This window comes from Litorerythrobacter xanthomarinus (assembly GCF_046254955.1).
Classification (GTDB): Bacteria; Pseudomonadota; Alphaproteobacteria; order Sphingomonadales; family Sphingomonadaceae; genus Qipengyuania_C.
Window position 1 is genome coordinate 49,701 of record NZ_JBJXRG010000001.1, and the last position, 17,116, is coordinate 66,816.

19 protein-coding genes are annotated in these 17,116 nt (G+C 60.8%); 2 read left to right on the plus strand and 17 right to left on the minus strand.

The features are described 5' to 3' along the window. Positions 1-5 precede the first annotated feature (5 nt). The 12 genes from ACEWMW_RS00230 to ACEWMW_RS00285 all read right to left on the minus strand — a co-directional run bounded on the left by ACEWMW_RS00230 (position 6) and on the right by ACEWMW_RS00285 (position 10,355). Positions 6-473 (minus strand): hypothetical protein, encoded by a 468-nt coding sequence (locus ACEWMW_RS00230; protein ID WP_409411873.1) that lies wholly within the window; start codon positions 471-473, stop codon positions 6-8. After that, complete coding sequence (locus ACEWMW_RS00235) at positions 466-777, minus strand: YciI family protein (protein WP_409411874.1); 312 nt, start codon at positions 775-777, stop codon at positions 466-468. Before ACEWMW_RS00235 ends, ACEWMW_RS00230 begins: the two co-directional genes overlap by 8 nt. Then, a complete protein-coding gene (locus ACEWMW_RS00240; RefSeq protein WP_409411875.1) occupies positions 774-1,535 on the minus strand; it encodes a hypothetical protein in 762 nt (253 codons plus the stop codon). Before ACEWMW_RS00240 ends, ACEWMW_RS00235 begins: the two co-directional genes overlap by 4 nt. Continuing rightward, positions 1,535-2,431: a VOC family protein gene (locus ACEWMW_RS00245; RefSeq protein ID WP_409411876.1), complete on the minus strand. Its 897-nt coding sequence runs from the start codon at positions 2,429-2,431 to the stop codon at positions 1,535-1,537. Before ACEWMW_RS00245 ends, ACEWMW_RS00240 begins: the two co-directional genes overlap by 1 nt. Then, positions 2,428-3,183: an enoyl-CoA hydratase/isomerase family protein gene (locus tag ACEWMW_RS00250; RefSeq protein ID WP_409411877.1), complete on the minus strand. Its 756-nt coding sequence runs from the start codon at positions 3,181-3,183 to the stop codon at positions 2,428-2,430. Before ACEWMW_RS00250 ends, ACEWMW_RS00245 begins: the two co-directional genes overlap by 4 nt. Further along, complete coding sequence (locus ACEWMW_RS00255) at positions 3,180-4,061, minus strand: polysaccharide deacetylase family protein (RefSeq protein WP_409411878.1); 882 nt, start codon at positions 4,059-4,061, stop codon at positions 3,180-3,182. The genes ACEWMW_RS00250 and ACEWMW_RS00255 overlap by 4 nt, the downstream gene beginning before the upstream one ends. Positions 4,062-4,186: 125 nt before the next feature. Beyond that, complete coding sequence (locus ACEWMW_RS00260; protein WP_409411879.1) at positions 4,187-4,987, minus strand: SDR family NAD(P)-dependent oxidoreductase; 801 nt, start codon at positions 4,985-4,987, stop codon at positions 4,187-4,189. Between the two features lies 1 nt (position 4,988). Continuing rightward, positions 4,989-5,297, minus strand: a complete 309-nt coding sequence (locus tag ACEWMW_RS00265; RefSeq protein ID WP_409411880.1) for an REDY-like protein HapK — start codon at positions 5,295-5,297, stop codon at positions 4,989-4,991. A 3-nt stretch (positions 5,298-5,300) separates the two neighbouring features. Next, on the minus strand, positions 5,301-6,482 hold the full coding sequence (locus ACEWMW_RS00270; RefSeq protein ID WP_409411881.1) for an amidase: 1,182 nt from the start codon (positions 6,480-6,482) through the stop codon (positions 5,301-5,303). Beyond that, positions 6,479-7,843 (minus strand): phenylacetate--CoA ligase family protein, encoded by a 1,365-nt coding sequence (locus ACEWMW_RS00275; protein ID WP_409411882.1) that lies wholly within the window; start codon positions 7,841-7,843, stop codon positions 6,479-6,481. The genes ACEWMW_RS00270 and ACEWMW_RS00275 overlap by 4 nt, the downstream gene beginning before the upstream one ends. Further along, positions 7,840-9,147, minus strand: a complete 1,308-nt coding sequence (locus ACEWMW_RS00280; protein WP_409411883.1) for an MmgE/PrpD family protein — start codon at positions 9,145-9,147, stop codon at positions 7,840-7,842. The genes ACEWMW_RS00275 and ACEWMW_RS00280 overlap by 4 nt, the downstream gene beginning before the upstream one ends. Further along, the gene (locus ACEWMW_RS00285) at positions 9,144-10,355 is read right to left on the minus strand and encodes an MmgE/PrpD family protein (RefSeq protein ID WP_409411884.1); all 1,212 of its coding nucleotides are present in this window, start codon (positions 10,353-10,355) and stop codon (positions 9,144-9,146) included. Before ACEWMW_RS00285 ends, ACEWMW_RS00280 begins: the two co-directional genes overlap by 4 nt. A gap of 13 nt (positions 10,356-10,368) precedes the next feature. Here ACEWMW_RS00285 and ACEWMW_RS00290 point away from each other — a divergent pair, with 13 nt between their 5' ends. After that, positions 10,369-11,163 (plus strand): GntR family transcriptional regulator, encoded by a 795-nt coding sequence (locus tag ACEWMW_RS00290; RefSeq protein WP_409411885.1) that lies wholly within the window; start codon positions 10,369-10,371, stop codon positions 11,161-11,163. A gap of 5 nt (positions 11,164-11,168) precedes the next feature. Here ACEWMW_RS00290 and ACEWMW_RS00295 read toward each other — a convergent pair whose 3' ends face one another. Genes ACEWMW_RS00295 through ACEWMW_RS00315 form a run of 5 tightly spaced genes read right to left on the minus strand, consistent with a single transcriptional unit; the run spans position 11,169 to position 16,037 of the window. Then, complete coding sequence (locus tag ACEWMW_RS00295; RefSeq protein ID WP_409411886.1) at positions 11,169-12,263, minus strand: CaiB/BaiF CoA transferase family protein; 1,095 nt, start codon at positions 12,261-12,263, stop codon at positions 11,169-11,171. An 8-nt stretch (positions 12,264-12,271) separates the two neighbouring features. Beyond that, complete coding sequence (locus ACEWMW_RS00300) at positions 12,272-13,489, minus strand: CaiB/BaiF CoA transferase family protein (RefSeq protein ID WP_409411887.1); 1,218 nt, start codon at positions 13,487-13,489, stop codon at positions 12,272-12,274. 15 nt (positions 13,490-13,504) lie between these two features. Continuing rightward, complete coding sequence (locus tag ACEWMW_RS00305) at positions 13,505-14,689, minus strand: acyl-CoA dehydrogenase family protein (RefSeq protein ID WP_409411888.1); 1,185 nt, start codon at positions 14,687-14,689, stop codon at positions 13,505-13,507. A 21-nt stretch (positions 14,690-14,710) separates the two neighbouring features. Further along, the gene (locus ACEWMW_RS00310) at positions 14,711-15,220 is read right to left on the minus strand and encodes a MaoC family dehydratase (protein ID WP_409411889.1); all 510 of its coding nucleotides are present in this window, start codon (positions 15,218-15,220) and stop codon (positions 14,711-14,713) included. Beyond that, positions 15,213-16,037 carry an HpcH/HpaI aldolase/citrate lyase family protein gene (locus tag ACEWMW_RS00315; RefSeq protein ID WP_409411890.1) on the minus strand — a complete coding sequence of 275 codons (825 nt, stop codon included), beginning with the start codon at positions 16,035-16,037 and terminating at the stop codon, positions 15,213-15,215. The genes ACEWMW_RS00310 and ACEWMW_RS00315 overlap by 8 nt, the downstream gene beginning before the upstream one ends. 130 nt (positions 16,038-16,167) lie before the next feature. Here ACEWMW_RS00315 and ACEWMW_RS00320 point away from each other — a divergent pair, with 130 nt between their 5' ends. Further along, a complete protein-coding gene (locus tag ACEWMW_RS00320) occupies positions 16,168-17,103 on the plus strand; it encodes a DUF1838 family protein (RefSeq protein WP_409411891.1) in 936 nt (311 codons plus the stop codon). Positions 17,104-17,116 lie beyond the last annotated feature (13 nt).

Consider the following 17,116-nt stretch of genomic DNA (forward strand, 5'->3'; position numbering starts at 1 on the left):
GCGCGCTACTGGGCCATCCGGTAATACAACTCTGTCAGGTACAGGGGCGCAGCGTCGGGCACCTCGCACCATCCAGTGAGACACCACTCGCCGCCCTGCTCTTCCCACAAACTAAGCACGTGGTTCCAACCCGCCATCGCCTTGCCCGCGTGCCGGAAGCGCGCTCCATTGGCATCGGTCGCGTCAGGCCGGAAACCGATTTTCCAGTCCATTTTACAGCTGACCAGACGCGCTGGACCGGGAATGCCGAGATCCTGCACGTCAGTGAATGTGAGTTCCGCGCCTTCATGCAGCCCTTCGTTGCCGCGCCAATAGGACAGCAGGTCGTCAAACGCCGTGAAAACGGCAGCGACTTCTTCGGCCTTGTAGAAATGGAAACTCTCTTGCGCCCAGAAACCGGCAATGCCGTCCGTGGCTAAGTTCGCCCAGGCCTGCGAATAGCCGTCAAAGCGCGCGGCTATATCCTCAGCCATTTTTCCAGGCCGCCCCGCCTACCCAGTCTCCGGCCACACCAAGGAACTGTTCGCAGCGAATCGATTGCCATACGCCCGCACCGAAATAGGGATCTGCCTCGAACATTTCCCGCGTATCTGCCTCGTCTGAAGCCTTGATCACAAGCAGCGAACCTATGGTCTTGTCACCCTGCTTGAGCGGGCCGGCGACCGCGAAGGAATCGATATGGTCTTCGACATGGGAGAGATGCTCGGTCAGTAGCTTCTTGCGCAGCGCCGTGCCCTGCTCACCATCACGGCAATAGAATGCGTAGAGCGGCATCATTCGTTCTCCTGCGGCGGGGTAAATACCAGCGGATCGACAGCCACACCTGTTTCGACCTCGCGCCAATAGACCGTGTTACTCTTCACGCCGTCGTAGAAAAGCGTCACTTCTCGCGCCTGGACCCAGCCGCTTTCGGGAAGGCGGACGAAGTCGTCGTAGGTTCGCTCGTGCCAGCCGCGCGGACTGTCAAACCCAATGTAGCGGATGAAACCGCTGGCGGTATCGAAGCCGAACAGCGTCCTCTGGCCTTGCAGATCGATGATCCGCACCAGCTCGACCATGTGGCCTGAGATGTCGCGCGGTGGCGCGCGCTCAAGCGTAAAGCCTTCGTTCAATGCCGAGCGGATGATCCCGAAGCCGAAATTGGTCGCCCAATAGGCATCCGCCTGCGCTTTGGGCAGGATACCGTCCTGCGTCCAGGTGGTCTCACCATCATAACCAACTTCGAAGATGACGCGATCGCCGGACTTCGCTACGATCCGCACCTTGCCGTCGGCGCCATGCGCCACAGTGCGGCCGGGATCCATCTCGCGCCACATCCGATAATCATCCGCACACGAACGCACCTCACCGGTCTTCGGATCGTAGAATTCGGCGTGGCCCGAGAGTACCAATGTGCCTGGATCGAGCCAGTGATCGCCGCCATGCGCAGCCAGCGCACGCTCTATAATGGCGCGCGGCGAAGGCGGCTCATCTGCGATTGTCGGCGCAGCGAAGCTCACGCACACCGAAGCAAGGCACAAGAGCAAAGCCCTCATCAGGCGATTTCCACCAATTCCAGCAACTCACCGGCAGGGCCCAGCGTGGTCGCGCTGCGCTTGCCGGCATAGATCGCGCCATCACGCAAGGCAGGCGCTTCGATCCACTTAAGATCGCAGGCATCGAGATCTTTCACCGCGAGGCTCACCAGCGAATTGCCGGGCGGGAGCTGGCCATCTGCGCGCGGTCGCGGCTTTGCCTGGTCGGGAAAGTCATCGACTTCGACGATCGGCATCCGGTCCTTCTGCACCATGGTGATAGAGGACTGCGTTTCGGGCGGCAGCCCGAAGGCATTGTTAATCATCGAATAGGCGATCACATAGGTCTCGCCCTCATCCAGGCCAAGCTTTGTCCGATACCATTCGACCGTGCTTTCGCGATCGGGCGTCGCGAGGATCACAATGAAGATATGATCCATCTGCGATCCCGCCTTGGGCAGGTCGCTCGTCGGCGTGTTGGAACGCACCTCATTGAAGTAGAGCATTTCCTTGCCTGTCCCATGCACCTGCATGGCCACGAAGTAGGGCATGCCGGGGATTTCCTTCGGCTCGCCGACAATGTCGAACCCGCCGCCAGCGATGCGGTCCGGCCAGCCGAAGACATCGAGGCAAGTGATCTCGTAGCTGCCCCACCCGTAGGTGGTTGTGGGTACGAAACTCTCGGGGATCGGCTGCTCGACCAGGCGGTAAAAGCAATGCGCGCCGCTACTCGGTCGCAGGGTGACCATGCGTGATTTCGCATTGCCCGGGCAGCCCCAGCTACCGGCCAGCTCCTCGCCGACCCAGCCATCCTCTACCAGCTCGAAACCGAGCCGCTCGCGATAGTCCTCCAGAGCCGTATCGATATCCGGCACCGCCACGATGCCTCCGATGATCGTTCCCTGCTTCATCGTCATTTTCCGAACTCCGGTTTGCGTTTCTCGACAAAGGCTGAAGTGCCCTCGGCAAAATCGGAGAGGGTGAATGCCTCGCCGAATATGCGCAGTGTCGCTTCATCGTCTTCGACCTGCCCGTCGAGCACGCGGCGGACGAACTTCTTGGTTTCCTTGATCGAGTGCGGGCTCGCAGCGAGGATCGCCTCGGCAAGCTCTGCTGGCTCGTCAGCGATCATTTCGATCAGGCCGATCCGCTGCGCCTCGTCGGCATCCAGGAGGGAGCCAGTGTAGAGGATTCGCTTGGCCTGCCCCGGCCCAACCAGATCGGTCAGCAGTTTCACGTCGTGAAGCGGATATACGAGGCCCAGCTTGGCAGGCGTAATCCCGAAGCGCGCCTTGGCTGTCGCGACCCGCAGGTCGCATGCGAGCGCCAGTCCGCAGCCGCCGCCGACACAGTCGCCTTCAACGAATGCGATCGTCGGCAAAATAAAGCGCGCGAGTTCATGCTGGACGCGGTTGATCGCCGCCTGGTTCGCTGCGCGCCACTGCGGGTCATCCTTGTTGGCGAGCAGCTCCTTGATATCGGCGCCGGCGCAGAACGGCCCGGGCTCGGCAGCGCGCAGGATCAAGAGCCGTAGCCGGTCATTTGCAGCGATCTGCCGCAGCAAGCTCGGCAGTTGCTGCCACATCTCCATGTTGAAAGCGTTGCGCTTGTCCGCCCGGTCGATCAGAAGGTGAGCCGTCTGGCCCTCGATTTCGAGGCGCAGCGTCATGCCGGGTGGTTTTCCATGAAGTGATCGGCGATCGCCTTGCGCGTGGTGATCCAGACATCGTCGTGGTCGCGCACGTGGCGGAAGAACTCTTCCAGCGCCCAGATCCGCCCCGGCCTGCCGATGATCCGCAGATGTAAGCCGAGGCTCATCATCTTGGGATTGCCGCGCGCGCCTTCGCGATAGAGCTGGTCGAAATTGGACTTGGCGTAATCGAGCCACTGATGCGGCGTGAGCGCCGGATCGGTCCACATCTTCATGTCGTTGCTGTCGAGCTGGTAGGGCACGATGCACATCGGCTTCCCTCCAGGGCTGCCGGGCCCGGTGCTCTTATCCCAGAAGGGGACGTCACCCGAGTAATCGTCCATGTGGTAGGTGAAGCCTTCTTCGGACAGCAGCCGCCGCGTGTTGTCGGTAAGGAGGTAGCGCGACAGCCAGCCATAGGGGCGAACACCGCAGGTTTTCTCAATACTCTCGACCGCCTTGCGGATGAACTCGCGTTCCTGATCCTCATCCATCTTGAACTGGTGTACCCAGCGCCAGCCATGGCTGATCGGCTCATGGCCCAAATCGACAATTGTCTCGGCAATTTCGGGGTGATTCTCGAGGCTGAGCGCAGCGACGGTCCAGCTCGCCATCATTTCGTATTTGCGCAGCAGGGCGACGATGCGCGGCGCACCAGCCTTGATCCCGTAGAGATAGTTCGACTCGTTCGAGTAATTGCGCATCTTCGATTTCACGAAGACACCCAGCTCGTCGACCGGCTCCATCCCTCGGTCGCCCCGCGCGATGGTCATCTCGCTGCCTTCCTCGACATTGACCACGACGCTCAGCGCCATCTTGGCGTTGTCCGGCCAGTCGATCCGTTCTTCTTGTATCATAAGGTTCCTTGCTCGCTCACGCTCGGGAGGTTCCGGCCCTCTCGCCCTCCCAACCACCCGATAGCGTGGCTGTCATCAACTCGGGTGGTTGGGAGGGCGAGAGGGCCGGAACCGGATACCGTAAACTAGTGCATCTCCTCGCCGCCGCTCACGTTCAGCGCCTCACCGGTCACATAGAATGCCTCATCGCTCGCCAGCCACAGGCAGGCCGCGGCGGTGTCGCTCGGCAAACCAGGGCGGCCCATCGGGTTCTTGGCGCTCATGTTTTCGAGATAGGCCTCGACCGTGTCGAACCCCAGCAGCTTCGAGAAATACTCGTTCTGCTCCGCGCCCAGTGCGGTGGTGACATGGTTCGGGCACACGGCGTTGACGGTGATGCCGTGCGCGCCCAACTCGACTGCGCTGGCCCGTGTGAGGCCCACCATGCCGTGCTTCGATGAGACATAGGCGGGCAGGTGCGGGAAGCCCGTTTTCGCGGCTTGCGAGGCGATGTTGATGATCCGTCCGCCTTTGCCTTGCTCAACCATCTGCCGCGCCGCAGCCTGCGAGCAATAGAAAGCGCCAGAAAGATTCACCGCTATCACCTGATCCCATTCGTCCGCAGTATCGACTTCGAGGATGGGCTTCATCTTGAAGCCGATCCCGGCATTGTTGACGAGAATGTCGACCCCGCCGAATGCATCGGTCGCCTGGGCGATCAGGTTCCGGCACTGCTCCACGTCGGACACATTGCAGGCCACCGTGGCGACTTGCGCCCCGCGACCGCGCAGTTCTTCAGCGACCTCTTCGGCCTCATCGTCGATCACTAAGTCCGATACCACACAGTTGGCTTTCTCGTTCGCAAAGGCCTGCAGAACTCCTTGCCCGAGGCCCTTGTGCTTGCCCGATCCCGTAACGACGATTGTCTTGCCGACAAACTTGCTCATCTTAAATGTCCTCGGTCAGGATGAATTGCGGCCCGTCGGCATATTCCTGGAACGGTGCGGCCTTCTCCTGAAACGCCGGATCAGACACATCGGCAATGAAGTCATCCATGTTGGTGATGTCGAGCACTTCGAAATACTGGTACGGCGGCGGCGTATCAGGATCGCCGAACAGCCCGGTCGCCTTATGCACGGTGAAGCTGGTGACCGACGGAAGCGCGGATGCGGTGGGGACGTCCTTGTCCCGGGCCCATTCCTCATACTCCGCTACATCGGTGCCGGGCTTCAGGTTGAAGGGAACTATGATACGCATCGGTCAATCTCCTGCGAGGGGTTGCGGTGCACGATAGGCACCAAGTTTGGCATCAAGTTGGCGAGCAAGTGCGAACAGGCCCGCTTCTGCTCCAGATTGCGCGACGATTTGGACGCCGAGCGGCAATCGGTCATCGGTCCAGCCCATCGGCAGGCTAATGGCGGGAAGTCCGGCAAAATTGGCAAGTCCGGTGAAGTCGGCTTGCCCTGCCGGTTCCTTGTCACTGTGGGCGAAGGGGGCATTCGGCGCGGTCGGCATGATCAGGAAGCCGTGCTGCGCCACGATGACCCGCACGGCATCGCGTGTCTTTTCGAGCAGTTGCTGGTCCTCCGCCCAATCACCTTCAGCGCGTTTCGGGCCATAAGTCAGGAGCTTTCTGAGGTGATCGGACAATCCGTGGAGCGAGCCGATCGCGTCGGCAAGATATCTTGAGACCTGGATGAAGCCGGCAAAGCGGATGCGCGAGTTCTTGTCCGGCAGTTCGACGCTGGCGGGCACGTGATCCAGCTGGCCCAGCGCATGCGAGAAGGCCTCGGCAACCGCAGAATCGAGTTTGACACCGTGGTTTGCCAGCTGCGCTCCCGAGCCTTCGATGGCCGCTTCCCCAAATTCGCTCATCACGCGCGAAACACGCTCAAGCATGTCGAGGTCGCGCGCAAGCGGGCCAATCGCATCGAGCTGCGGGTCAGCCGGCTCGAGCCCATCCTGGCTCACCCGGTCGGTCGCAGGCTTGAAGCCATAGACTCCGCAATGTGCTGCCGGAATGCGGACCGAACCCATGGTATCGGTGCCGAGCGCCGCGTCACACAGGCCCGCAGCCACCGCTGCTCCGCTGCCGCCCGAAGAGCCGCCGGGCGAATAGCCGGCTTTATGCGGATTGATGACTTGCCCGAAATGCGGGTTATCGGTCTTCGAGCCGAGTGCTGCCTCTTCCATATTGAGAATACCGATAATCGCCGCACCTTCGCTAAGCAGCTTGGCGACGGTTTCGGCGTCCTTTTCCGCGATCCGATCACGGAAGGTCTCCATCCCGGCATGGAATGGCATGCCTTGGACCGCGATGTTAGCTTTGACCCCAATCGTGACACCGGCAAGCACACCCTCTCCCCCCTTCGCGCTTCGGTCGAAATGACTGAAGGCGTTGAGCGGCGCATTGACGCGCTCGAGTGCGTCGAAATCGATCACAATTTGCGCTCGTCGATCAGGCGCAGCGGCTTCTGACGGGTATCGATCTCGGTCACCTTGGCGGTACCGCCGGGTTCGCACAGCGCCACGTCCACTTCGACGCCCAGCCCCTGCTTCAGCGTTTCGGCAAGCGCTCCTTGGTCGGTCCCACCCTTGCTTTCCAGCGTCACGCGCATCGAATCGCGGCCACTGCCGTCACGCGTGAGATGGCAGACATACTCGCCGGTCAGGTCGGGACGGTTTTCGATGATCGCGCCGATCGCATGCGGGAACACATTGATCCCGCGCAGTTTGACCATGTTGTCGCTGCGACCGCGGAAACCGGCGATCCGTTTGAACGCGATCTCGCCCTGCCCGTCGAGTTCATGCGTGATGTCATGCGTATTGAAGCGAATGCAGGGGGCGACATCGTCCTTGTAAAGACAGGTCACGACCATGTCCCCCGTTTCGCCCTTTGCGATGGTAGTGCCCTCGTCCACGTCGAGCAATTCGAGATATTGCGCATCTTCCCAGACATACATGCCGTCGCGATCGGGCCCCTCGCCCGCAATCGTCCCGGTGTCGCCCACGCCGTACCAGTCATATGCCTTGGCGCCGTGCCATGCCGCTTCTGTGGCGGAGCGGTCCTCTGCGCCGAGATGCCCGATAATCATCTTGATATTGATCTTGTCGAACAGGCCCAGTTCCTCAGCGGTTCCGGCGAGCTTGCGGATATAATCGACGAAGCCAACTATGCAGCTGACACCGAAATCGGCCATGAGTTGGACCTGATTGACGCTGCGCGTCTCGATTCCGGTCCCGGCGGAAAGGAAGATCGAGTTGGTGTAACGCGTCACGGCTTCGCGGATGTAGTGCCCGCCATTGATCATGCCGTGGCCATAGACCGAATGGACCACGTCGTCGCTTTCCAGTCCCATCCAGCGATACATCCTGCCGACCATCAGATTGCCCACTTCGCGACCCTTTGGCCCGAAGATGAGAACCTGCGGCTTGCCCGTAGTGCCGCTGGTGGTGTGGAACACCGAAGGCGCACGATCAGGCCCGCCCAATCCGGCGAAATCGCCATATGGTGGATGTGCGGCGATCGAGGCCATCAGATCCGACTTGTCGTAGACTGGCAGCTTGGTGATATCGGCGAGGCCCTGGATGTCGCCCGGCTCGATGCCCTTGGCGCCCCATAGCCGCTGGTAGAACGGGATCTCCCAGCCGCGCTGCATCAGCTTGCGGAATTGCGCATCCTGGAGCGCGAACAATTCATCGCGGCTCATCGATTTGTAGCGCGCGACGAACTCCGCACCGACCGGATAGTCGCGCAGCATCTGCTGGTGATCATAGGCTTCGAAATAGGTGGGAAAGCTCATGCAGGGTCCGTCGCAAAAACAAGGGGTTTATCGAAAATCCGGCTGTCGACTGCCGTACCAGCCAGACGGTGGCACAGGTCGTATTTCTGGGCCGATTGCTCGGCGTTCATCGGTGCTGCTGGGCTGCCCAACGTAGCCGGAATCTCGCGCTCGATGGTCTCGTCATTGGCCAAGTCGACGACAATGCGCTGCGGTACCATGGCGTTGCCATCCTCCTTGCCGTCAAGCTCGACGCTGACATGCTCGGCCAGCGTGACCAGCGCCGGATCATGCAGCGAGCTATCCTCGAACAGCGCGGGGTCGATCACGCCATCGCGCAGCATCAAGGGCGCTAGAATGGGTAGGCACAACCGCGCGTAAGCCGCTGACATATCGGCCTGATAGGGCCTTCCGACCAGTCGCTTGATGAGCGGGGGTGCGTAGTGCTTGATCGATCTCACATCGGAGAGACCAATGCCGTGTTCGGAACGGACCGCCTGAAGAGCGCCAAGCGCCCCATGGCTCGCGCGGCCCGAGGGGAATGGTTTGATCGAGATCTCGGCAATCCGCCAGACCTGCCCCAGATCGTCGGTATATCGGCCCAGATCGAGCGGTTCGATGAGCTTGGAATAGCCGAACGGCCCGTCCAAAACATCATGCGGACCATTCATCCCGGCCTTGGCGAGATCGAGTGCGGTAACCGCCGCCCGGGCCGCATTGGCAATCTGCAACGGCAAGGCAATCGAGGCTTCAACGTGCGCCTGCATCGTCCCACTGGCGAACGAATATGCCAGGCCCATCACATCGGGAAACTTTTCACGCGGAAGGCCATCCAGCCATGCGCATCCTAGCGCCGCTCCGAATACGCCTGCAGTGGCGGGCCGGAAGAAATGCATCGGGCCAGTCGCGGAAAGGCCAATCCCGCTGGCGATATCGACGCCGATAGCCAACGCCTTGAGAAAATCGTCCGGCTCGCTGCCGCCCTTGCGGTCCGACACCGCCAGCAACGCCGCCGTGACTGTCGACAGTGCATGGACCACCGCGCCTTCGTGCACCGCATCCCATTCGAGGCAATGGATGGCAAAGCCGTTGAAGAAGGCGGCGGACGGCGCAGGCGCATAGCCAGAACCGTCGAGCAGCCGCGCGTCGGAGTTATCGCCCCACACGCCTAGCGCCTGCCGCAGCTTTTGCGCCTCAGGCGACTGCGCACCTGCCGCACCCCCGGCCAGCGTATCGGCCAGCAGTCGCTCGGCATCCGCGCGCGCCTGCACCGGAAGAGCGGGCGGGTTGGTCGCGAAATCGCAAATGGCGTTCACTGCATTCATGCCAGCCATTCCTCCAGCAGTGCGGCGATCGCCGGCGCGTCATCGCCTTCGAGTGCCAGCGCAATGGCACGTTCGCTTTGTGCAGACTTCAATCCGCCCCAGGCGCCCAGCATCTCCATTTTCGCAATTATTGCCTGTTCACCCACGGGGCGCTCCGGATCGCCCAGCGTGTCGACCAAATCCAATCCGTTCACCCGTGCACCGAAGTGTACCGGATAGCGCGCAGTGATCGCCGGGTCTTCGCTGACTTCGACCTGCGCCCGCAAGTCTGCCAGCGCCGCCACGGCTTCCATCGTAAAGTCTTCGGGCCGTGCGTCGCGTCCATCCGCCACGACGGCGATCGAATGCTGCAGCGAGAATTTCGCATCCAGCTCGGTTTTGGGATCAGGTCGGTCGCAAAAAGTCAGCGCATCTGCATAGGTCTCGACCCTGAATGGCGCTTCGAGCTTGCTCGCTTTACGCAATTCCATCGCGGCATCGATGGCCGGATGCGCATGGCGGCAGGCGGCCCAGGGCTTGAAGCTGACCTGCTCGAGCAGCCAGCCGTCACCATTGCTTGCCAGTCCCCCGTGCGTCTCGGTCATCGCGGAAAACAACCCCTGCGGCCCGTCGAGAATACCTTTGGGCCCGGTCGCCCCGCGATGGACATGCATTGCCGCATCGCGGCCGGTTCGCACGGCATGATATATGTGCCACTGCTTGGTCAGCACATCATCATGGCGCAGGTGCCACAGCCCGCCGGCTACCGATCCAGCGTTGCCCAGCGCATTCTCGTATTCGACCGGAGCGAAGCCGATCAACGAACCGAATGCCGCCGCGCTTCCGAACACGCCCGCAGTCGCGGTCGGGTGCCAATGCGCATAGTGATGCGCGTCGAGCGCCGCACCCACCGCGATCATCGCCTCATAGCCGCGTACCGCTGCATCGAGACAGGACTCAAAGTCCGCGCTCGAAAGGCTCAGAGCGGCAGGCCAAATCACCGGACCCGGATGAAGCAACGCGGTCCGGTGAACATCGTCCATTTCGAGAACATTGCCGAGATAGGTCGCTTTCTCCCAGCCATAGGGCGAAATCACGCTGCCAAGCTGGCCAGCTTCGGTCTGGCGTGCACCGGCGACACAAGCCAACCAATCTAGCAAGTGAAGACGTGCACGTGTCCTCTCGCTTTTCCCGATAGGCCGCGCTAATGTCCGGACAAGTTCTGGCAACAGGGGGTCAGCCATGGCATCCCCCGCACTTGCCACTCAGGAGGATTGGCCCTTGGCCGCAGCAAACCAACCCGTTTCCACCAAGCCGATCCCGCGCTATGTCGCGGTGGCGAGCGAGTTGCGCGAAGAGATCCTGGCAGATCAATATTCCAAGGGGACTCCGTTTCCGACCGAAAACGAGCTGTGCAAGCGCTACGATGTCAGCCGGTTTACGGTTCGCGAAGCTCTGCGCAGGCTCCAGGCCGAAGGTCTGATCGCCCGCAAGCGCGGTTCGGGCACCACCGTGCAACCTGCTGCTGCGCGCGGCGGCGCCTTGCACCAGCCACTTTCCAATGTCGGCGAGCTCCTGCAATACGCCCGCGATAGCCAGGTGAACTTTGCCGAACACGGCAACGGTCCGCTCCCCGAAGATATTGCTGAGCAACTTGCGGAAGATACGTCGGGCGACTGGCGCTGTTTCAGAGGCGTCCGGACGCATAGCAATAGCGATCAGGCGATCGCTCTGACCGACGCTTTCTTTCATGAGAGACTGGGCGACACTGTCGATCGCGTCGTCCTCGACAGCGGCACGTTGTTCACGCAGATCGAGAAGATCGCTGGTGTCCGGATCGGCAAGGTGAGCCAGGAAATCCAGGCAATTGCCGCCTGCTCCGTCATCGCCGATGCACTTCAAGTGGAAGAAGATAGCCCCGTGCTGCGCATTCTGCGTTGCTATGTCGATCCCAAGGGCAACGCCTTCGAAGTTTCGGTGAGCTACCATCCCGGCGATCGCTTTGCCTACTCGATGCATATCGACGTCGAGGACTAAAACGCTCATTTCCCGCCGAGCTCCGGCACTGCGCCGGGCGACCAATCTTCGCCCAAAAAACGGATCGATGGAGCTATGTGATTGCCGCCGTCTTCGGTTTCAACCAGCAAGCCGCGCTCGGCGACATGCGGTTCGTCGAAAGCTTCGCGAAAATCGAGTACGGGCGAGAAAGCCACATCCTTGTCTTTGAACCACGAAACCCATTCGTCGCGAGACTTGGTGGCAAACGTTTCGCGAAGGAAGGCGATCAGCTCGCCCTGCTCTCCCGCATCGCGTGCAGCATGATCGTAAAGATCTTCGCGGCCAAGTGCTGTGAGAAGGTTGCTAGCGAAGTGTAGCTCGCGTCCGCCGAGAACGACATGCTTGCCGTCCGAAGTCTTGTAGACCTGGTAGAATGCCGCGCCGCCTAGCGAGCGCTGGCTGGCAGATTTTGGGCTTTTGCCGCCCGCAATCGCGGTGCCTGCGGTATGCGCGCACCAGGGCAGCAGGCTGTCAAACATCGCACAGTCGATATAGGCGCCTTCGCCCGTGCGGTCTCGCGCGACCAGTGCCATCAGGGTCGCCGAAAGCGCGGTAAGACCCGCCGCCATGTCAGCCGATGGCGCGCCGGGGACGACGGGCGTACCGTCTGGCCCGTCGTTGACGGCCAGAAATCCGGCTAGCGCCTGCACTGCCATGTCGTGGGCCGGGTGATGCGCCAGCGCACCTTCCTGCCCGAAGGCCGAGATCGAACAATAGATTATGTCGGACTTGATCGCCTTTACCGCGTCATAGTCGAAACCAAGTCGCTTCATTGCGCCGGGGCGGAATCCCTCGACGAAGATATCGGCCGAACGGATCGCTTCGGTTAGTTGCACCCGGCCCGCATCCGATTTCAAATCCAGCGCAAGGCATTCCTTGCCGCGATTGAGATTGGCGAACCATACCGATTGCTCGGCACCATCGTAACGATCGAAGGGAGACTGTTCACGCGCGGGATCCCCCGCCGGCGGCTCGACCTTGATCACGCGCGCGCCCTGGTCGGCCATCATCACCGTCATCATCGGTCCCGGCAGGAACAGCGAAAGGTCGACTACCGTGATGCCGGAAAGCTTTCCCATGATGGCGTTTAAATTACTCCGGTCGATCGCAGGTCAGCGATCTCGCTTGCATCATAGCCGAGTTCTCCGAGCAGGTCTTCGCTGTCTGCACCGAGCAACGGCGCAGCGCGATTGGGCAGCCGCTTGCCATCAAGCTTGATCGGGCTTGCGAGCACTTGCAGGTCGTCCTTGTCAGGGTGAACAACTTGATCTCGCATACCGATGGTCTCGAGCCACGGATTGTCCAGCGCAGCGCCCAGCTCATACACCGGAGCAACCGGCACGAAGCCGGCGAGCAATTCCTGCCAATGCGCCATTGTTTCCCGGGAAAAATGTTCGTCGAGCACCTCGGTCAGCGCGTCGCGATTGGCGAGGCGATCGGCATTGCTGGCGAAGCGTGGATCATCGAGCATGTCTTCGCGCCCGATTTTCTCCAGCATGATCGGCCAGAACTTGGGCAGCTGGCACATCACGAACATCCAGCCATCGCTGGCCTTGAACATCTGGCTGGGTGTGGCGTTCGGATGGGCGGAGCGCGGCGTACGCTGCGTCTCGTCGCCATCGTTCATGTACCAGATCGCCGGATAGCTCGTCTGGTGCACCGCTGCCGAGAGCAGGTCGGTATCAACGTCTCGGCCTTTGCCGCTGCGCTGGGCATCGACCAGCGCGCCCAATAGGCCAATGCAGAAGATCGTCCCGGTCATGAAATCGACCATCGAGAGGCCCATGCGCTGCGGTTCGCCGCCCGGTTCGCCGGTGAGCTGGCAATAGCCCGCTTCGGCCTGCATCAGATAATCATAACCGGGCCATTTGGCCCGTTCATTGTCGCGGCCATAGGCCGAGAGATGCGCACAAACGATCGCCGGATTGATTTGCTTGAGCGCATCGTAAGTGAGGCCCAGCCTTGCGGGCAGGTCCCCGCGCATATTGTTGGCAACAACGTGGCTTGATGCGACCAGCCTGTGCAGGATTTCCTGTCCCTGTTCGCTGTTCAAATCGAGCGTCAGCGATTTCTTGTTGAGATTAAAGCTCTGGAAATAGGTGCTCTCGTTCTCGCGCAGGAAATGCGGGCCGACGTGGCGCGCCGTATCGCCGCCGCCGCGCCGCGTGCCATCCTCGCCGATCTTGCCGGGCGGCTCGATCTTGATGACTTCAGCTCCCATCTGGGCAAGGAACATCGTGCCATAGGGCCCGGCGCCGTATTGTTCGGCGCTGATAACCCGAAATCCGGATAACGGCAGGTGCATCCCCTCCCCCTTACCTCAGATCTGGTTTTCTTTGACGTGCTGCTTGGCGATGATGATGCGCTGCATCTCGTTGGTTCCTTCCCCGATGCACATCAGCATGGAATCGCGGTAGTAGCGCTCGATGTCGTATTCCTTGGAGTAGGAATAGCCGCCGTAAACCCGCATCGCTTCCTGGCTGTTGTCGACCGCAGCTTCGGAGGCGAAGTATTTCGCCATACCAGCCTCCTTGTCGCAGCGTTCGCCGCGGTCATACGCCTGCGCAGCATCGAGCGTCAGCAAGCGGGCAGCGCGGGCGCGCGTGACCATCTCGCCAAGCTTGAGCTGGATCGCCTGGTGCTGCGCGATCGGTTTGCCCATGGTTTCGCGCTGCTGGGCATATTCTGTCGCCAGCCGAAGTGATCCTTCAGCAAGGCCCACGCCGCGCGCTGCAACATTGATCCGGCCCAGTTCGAGCCCGCCGGTCGCCTGGAAGAAGCCCTGTCCCTCGACGCCGCCGATCAGCTGGTCGGCAGGGATGCGATAGTCTTCCATGATCAGCTCGGCGCTATCGATAGACTTGTAGCCCAGCTTGTCGAACTTCTTGCCGGTGGTGAGGCCATCCCGCTTGTCGGCGATGAACAGGCTCATGCCCTTGTAGCGAGGTTCGGCCTTAGGATCGGTCTTGACCAGCATGGCGAAGCACGATCCATTCAGCGCATTCGAAATCCAGGTCTTGGTTCCGTTGATCACGTAATCGTCGCCGTCGCGCACCGCAACCGAGCGGATAGCCTGCAGGTCGGTCCCTGCGTTGGGTTCGGTCAGCGCCAGACCGCCGCGAATCTCGCCTGTCGCGAACTTGGGCAGCCACTTGGCTTTCTGCTCGAGCGTACCGAACCGCTCAACCGCTGCCGCCATGATCAGGTGCGAATTGAAGATGCCGGTAATCGCCATCCAGTAGCTGGATATGCGCATCACGATCTTGGCATAGGTCGTCGCAGGCAGGCCCAGCCCGCCATATTCCTGCCCGATAGTGGCTCCGAACAGGCCCATCTCCGCCATCTGCTCGACCAGCTTTTCAGGCCAGATATCGCCATGATCGTGGTGCTGGATCACCGGGATCACCTCGCGTTCGAGCCAGCGGTCGATCGCGTCCATGAAAGCGCGCTCTTCATCCGGATCGATGGTGCGGATCTGGTCTTCGAATTTTGCGGCGGTTGCCATTAGTTTATCCTTGGATTTAAATCAGTCGTCGAGATTGCCGAAGCCGCGCTTCCAGACCAGAACCGAGCGCTTGTAGTGGCTCACCACATCGCCGTGCTGGTTGGTCGCGGTGGTCTTGAAAGTTACGATACCCTGCCCTTCGCGGCTCTTGCTTTCACGCTTCTCGAGCACTTCGCTCTCGCAATAGATCGTGTCGCCTACGAATAGCGGATGCGTCATGCGGACCTCGTCCCAGCCCAAATTGGCGATCGCCTTGGCACTGGTATCGGAGACGCTCATGCCGGTCATGATCGCGATGGTCAGCGGACTGACGACCAACGGCTTGCCGAACTCGGTCTTCTTGGAAAGCTCGTAATCGAAGTGCGCGGGATGCGTGTTCATCGTTAATAGAGTGAACCAGACATTGTCCGCATCGGTGATGGTGCGACCCGGGCGGTGTTCATAGATGTGGCCGACTTCGAAATCCTCGAAGTAGCGGCCCTGTACCTCCCGGAATCGGCCGGGTGAGACTTCGACGTAAGCGTCACGCATTCTTTTGCCCCTCACTGCGCGCGAGTATCGCACGATATGTCTTGATCATTGGCGCTTCGAGCATGCGTCCCCTGTGCCGCACGGCCTTTCCGCCTGTTTCTTCGTAAACCTGCAACGCCTCTTTGGCCTCGGCGATCTGCTCATCCGTGGGCGCAAAGACGGTTTCAATCACCGAGACTTGCTTGGGATGGATGGCAGACTTGGCAGTGATCCCGATCGCGCGCGCCTGTTCGCACTCGCGCCTGAGGCCATCCTCATCGTCGAGATGGATGTAAGGCACATCGATCAGCTGCTTGCGCGCTTCGGCGCAGGCGAGCACCAGTTGCTGGCGCGCCGCCAAAAGCGGCTCCCACGATACCGCGACTTGCAACTCGCCGGAGAAATCCGCTCCACCGAACATCAAGGCGCAAACCTTGGGATGGCTGACGATTTCCAGCGCCGCGCGCAGCCCGCGCGGGGTTTCGATCAGCGGGATCAGCGCAGGGCACCGCTCGCCCAGCGCGCCGGCGATGATATCGAGTTCGGTAGCGGATTCGACCATCGGCACCATCAGGATGTCTGGCAGGATCTCCACCGCGGTCATCGCGCCGAGGTCGCGCACTCCTTCGGCTGTCATCAAGCCGTTGATCCGGATAGCGAAGCCTTGGCCCGCTTCCGCCACATGGTCGAGCGCCGACCTGCGAGCCGTATCCTTGCCTTCCGGACCGACAGCATCTTCCAGGTCGATAATCACCAGCCCCGCGCCGGCAGCGCCCGCCTTGGCGAAACGTTCCGGCCTCGAGCCGGGCACAAAGAGGATGCTGTTGCAGGCAAACACGGAAATGAGGGCTCCCAAATGGGGTCTTTAAAGAATGCGGCTTCACAATTTGTCCGGACAAATCTAAAGTCAAGCAAGAATCGTCATTATGTCCGGACAAATTTTCGGACTTGATAGGGAGAGCTACCAGATGTTCCGTACCATTACTAAGACCGCTTTGGCTGCATCAGCCGCCGCGCTGGCATTGTCAGCAGCGCCTGCACAGGCCGACGATCACATGCTCGATCCGAATGATCCGGTCGATGCGCTGGAAATCTCCAAGCGCATCCAATGCGGTGTCCAGGATGGCGATACCGCAGTCTACCATTGGTCTGGAAATATCTACGGTCGTTCACCGGGGCAGCGCGACAAGCTGCTCTTCAGAGGCGAAGGTATGAATATCCGCCGCTGCGTCTCGGTTGAGGATCCCGAACGCGGCACGGGCTGGCGGCTGATCAGCCGTGAGATCATGCTGATGCTCGATCCCGAAACCGGCGAAGTGGTGGATGAATGGGAAAATCCATACACTGGCGAAACAGTCGACGTGATGCAGATCTATAACGATCCAGTGAACCAGCGACCCAGCTTCGCTGTTTCGTCCAGTGGCCAGCCTTTCCGCCTGCCAACGCTGCGCGAAGAAGGCCCCTATGTCTTCATGCCGTTCGAAGTGCCGCTCTTCTACACCAACCCGCTTGCAGGCGAATATCAAGAATATGTCGGCAACATGTACCACGCGATGGAGATCTTCGATTTCGCCGCACTAAAAGACGAATTGTTCGACAGCTCAAGGCCCGCTTATCCCATGGTCAGCTGGGTCCGCATTTCGCAGTGGGCACCGTGGATGAAGATGGGTTCGCGGCCCGGATTGATGGTATTCAATGCGATGGGCCGCAAGCTACCGGGCGGTTTCGAGGAACTACCAGACGTTCTCAAGAATGAGATTCGCGAGAACTATCCGATCTATGAAGATGCTCCGCCGGCGGACGATACGCGCCGTAACGAGACGACTTGGACGAAATTTAAGTTGCTCGAAGATCAGCGCCGTGCGGCAGAAGGCCATTCGGACAGTTCCGGCGGCGGGCACTGACGCCCGCCGTTCC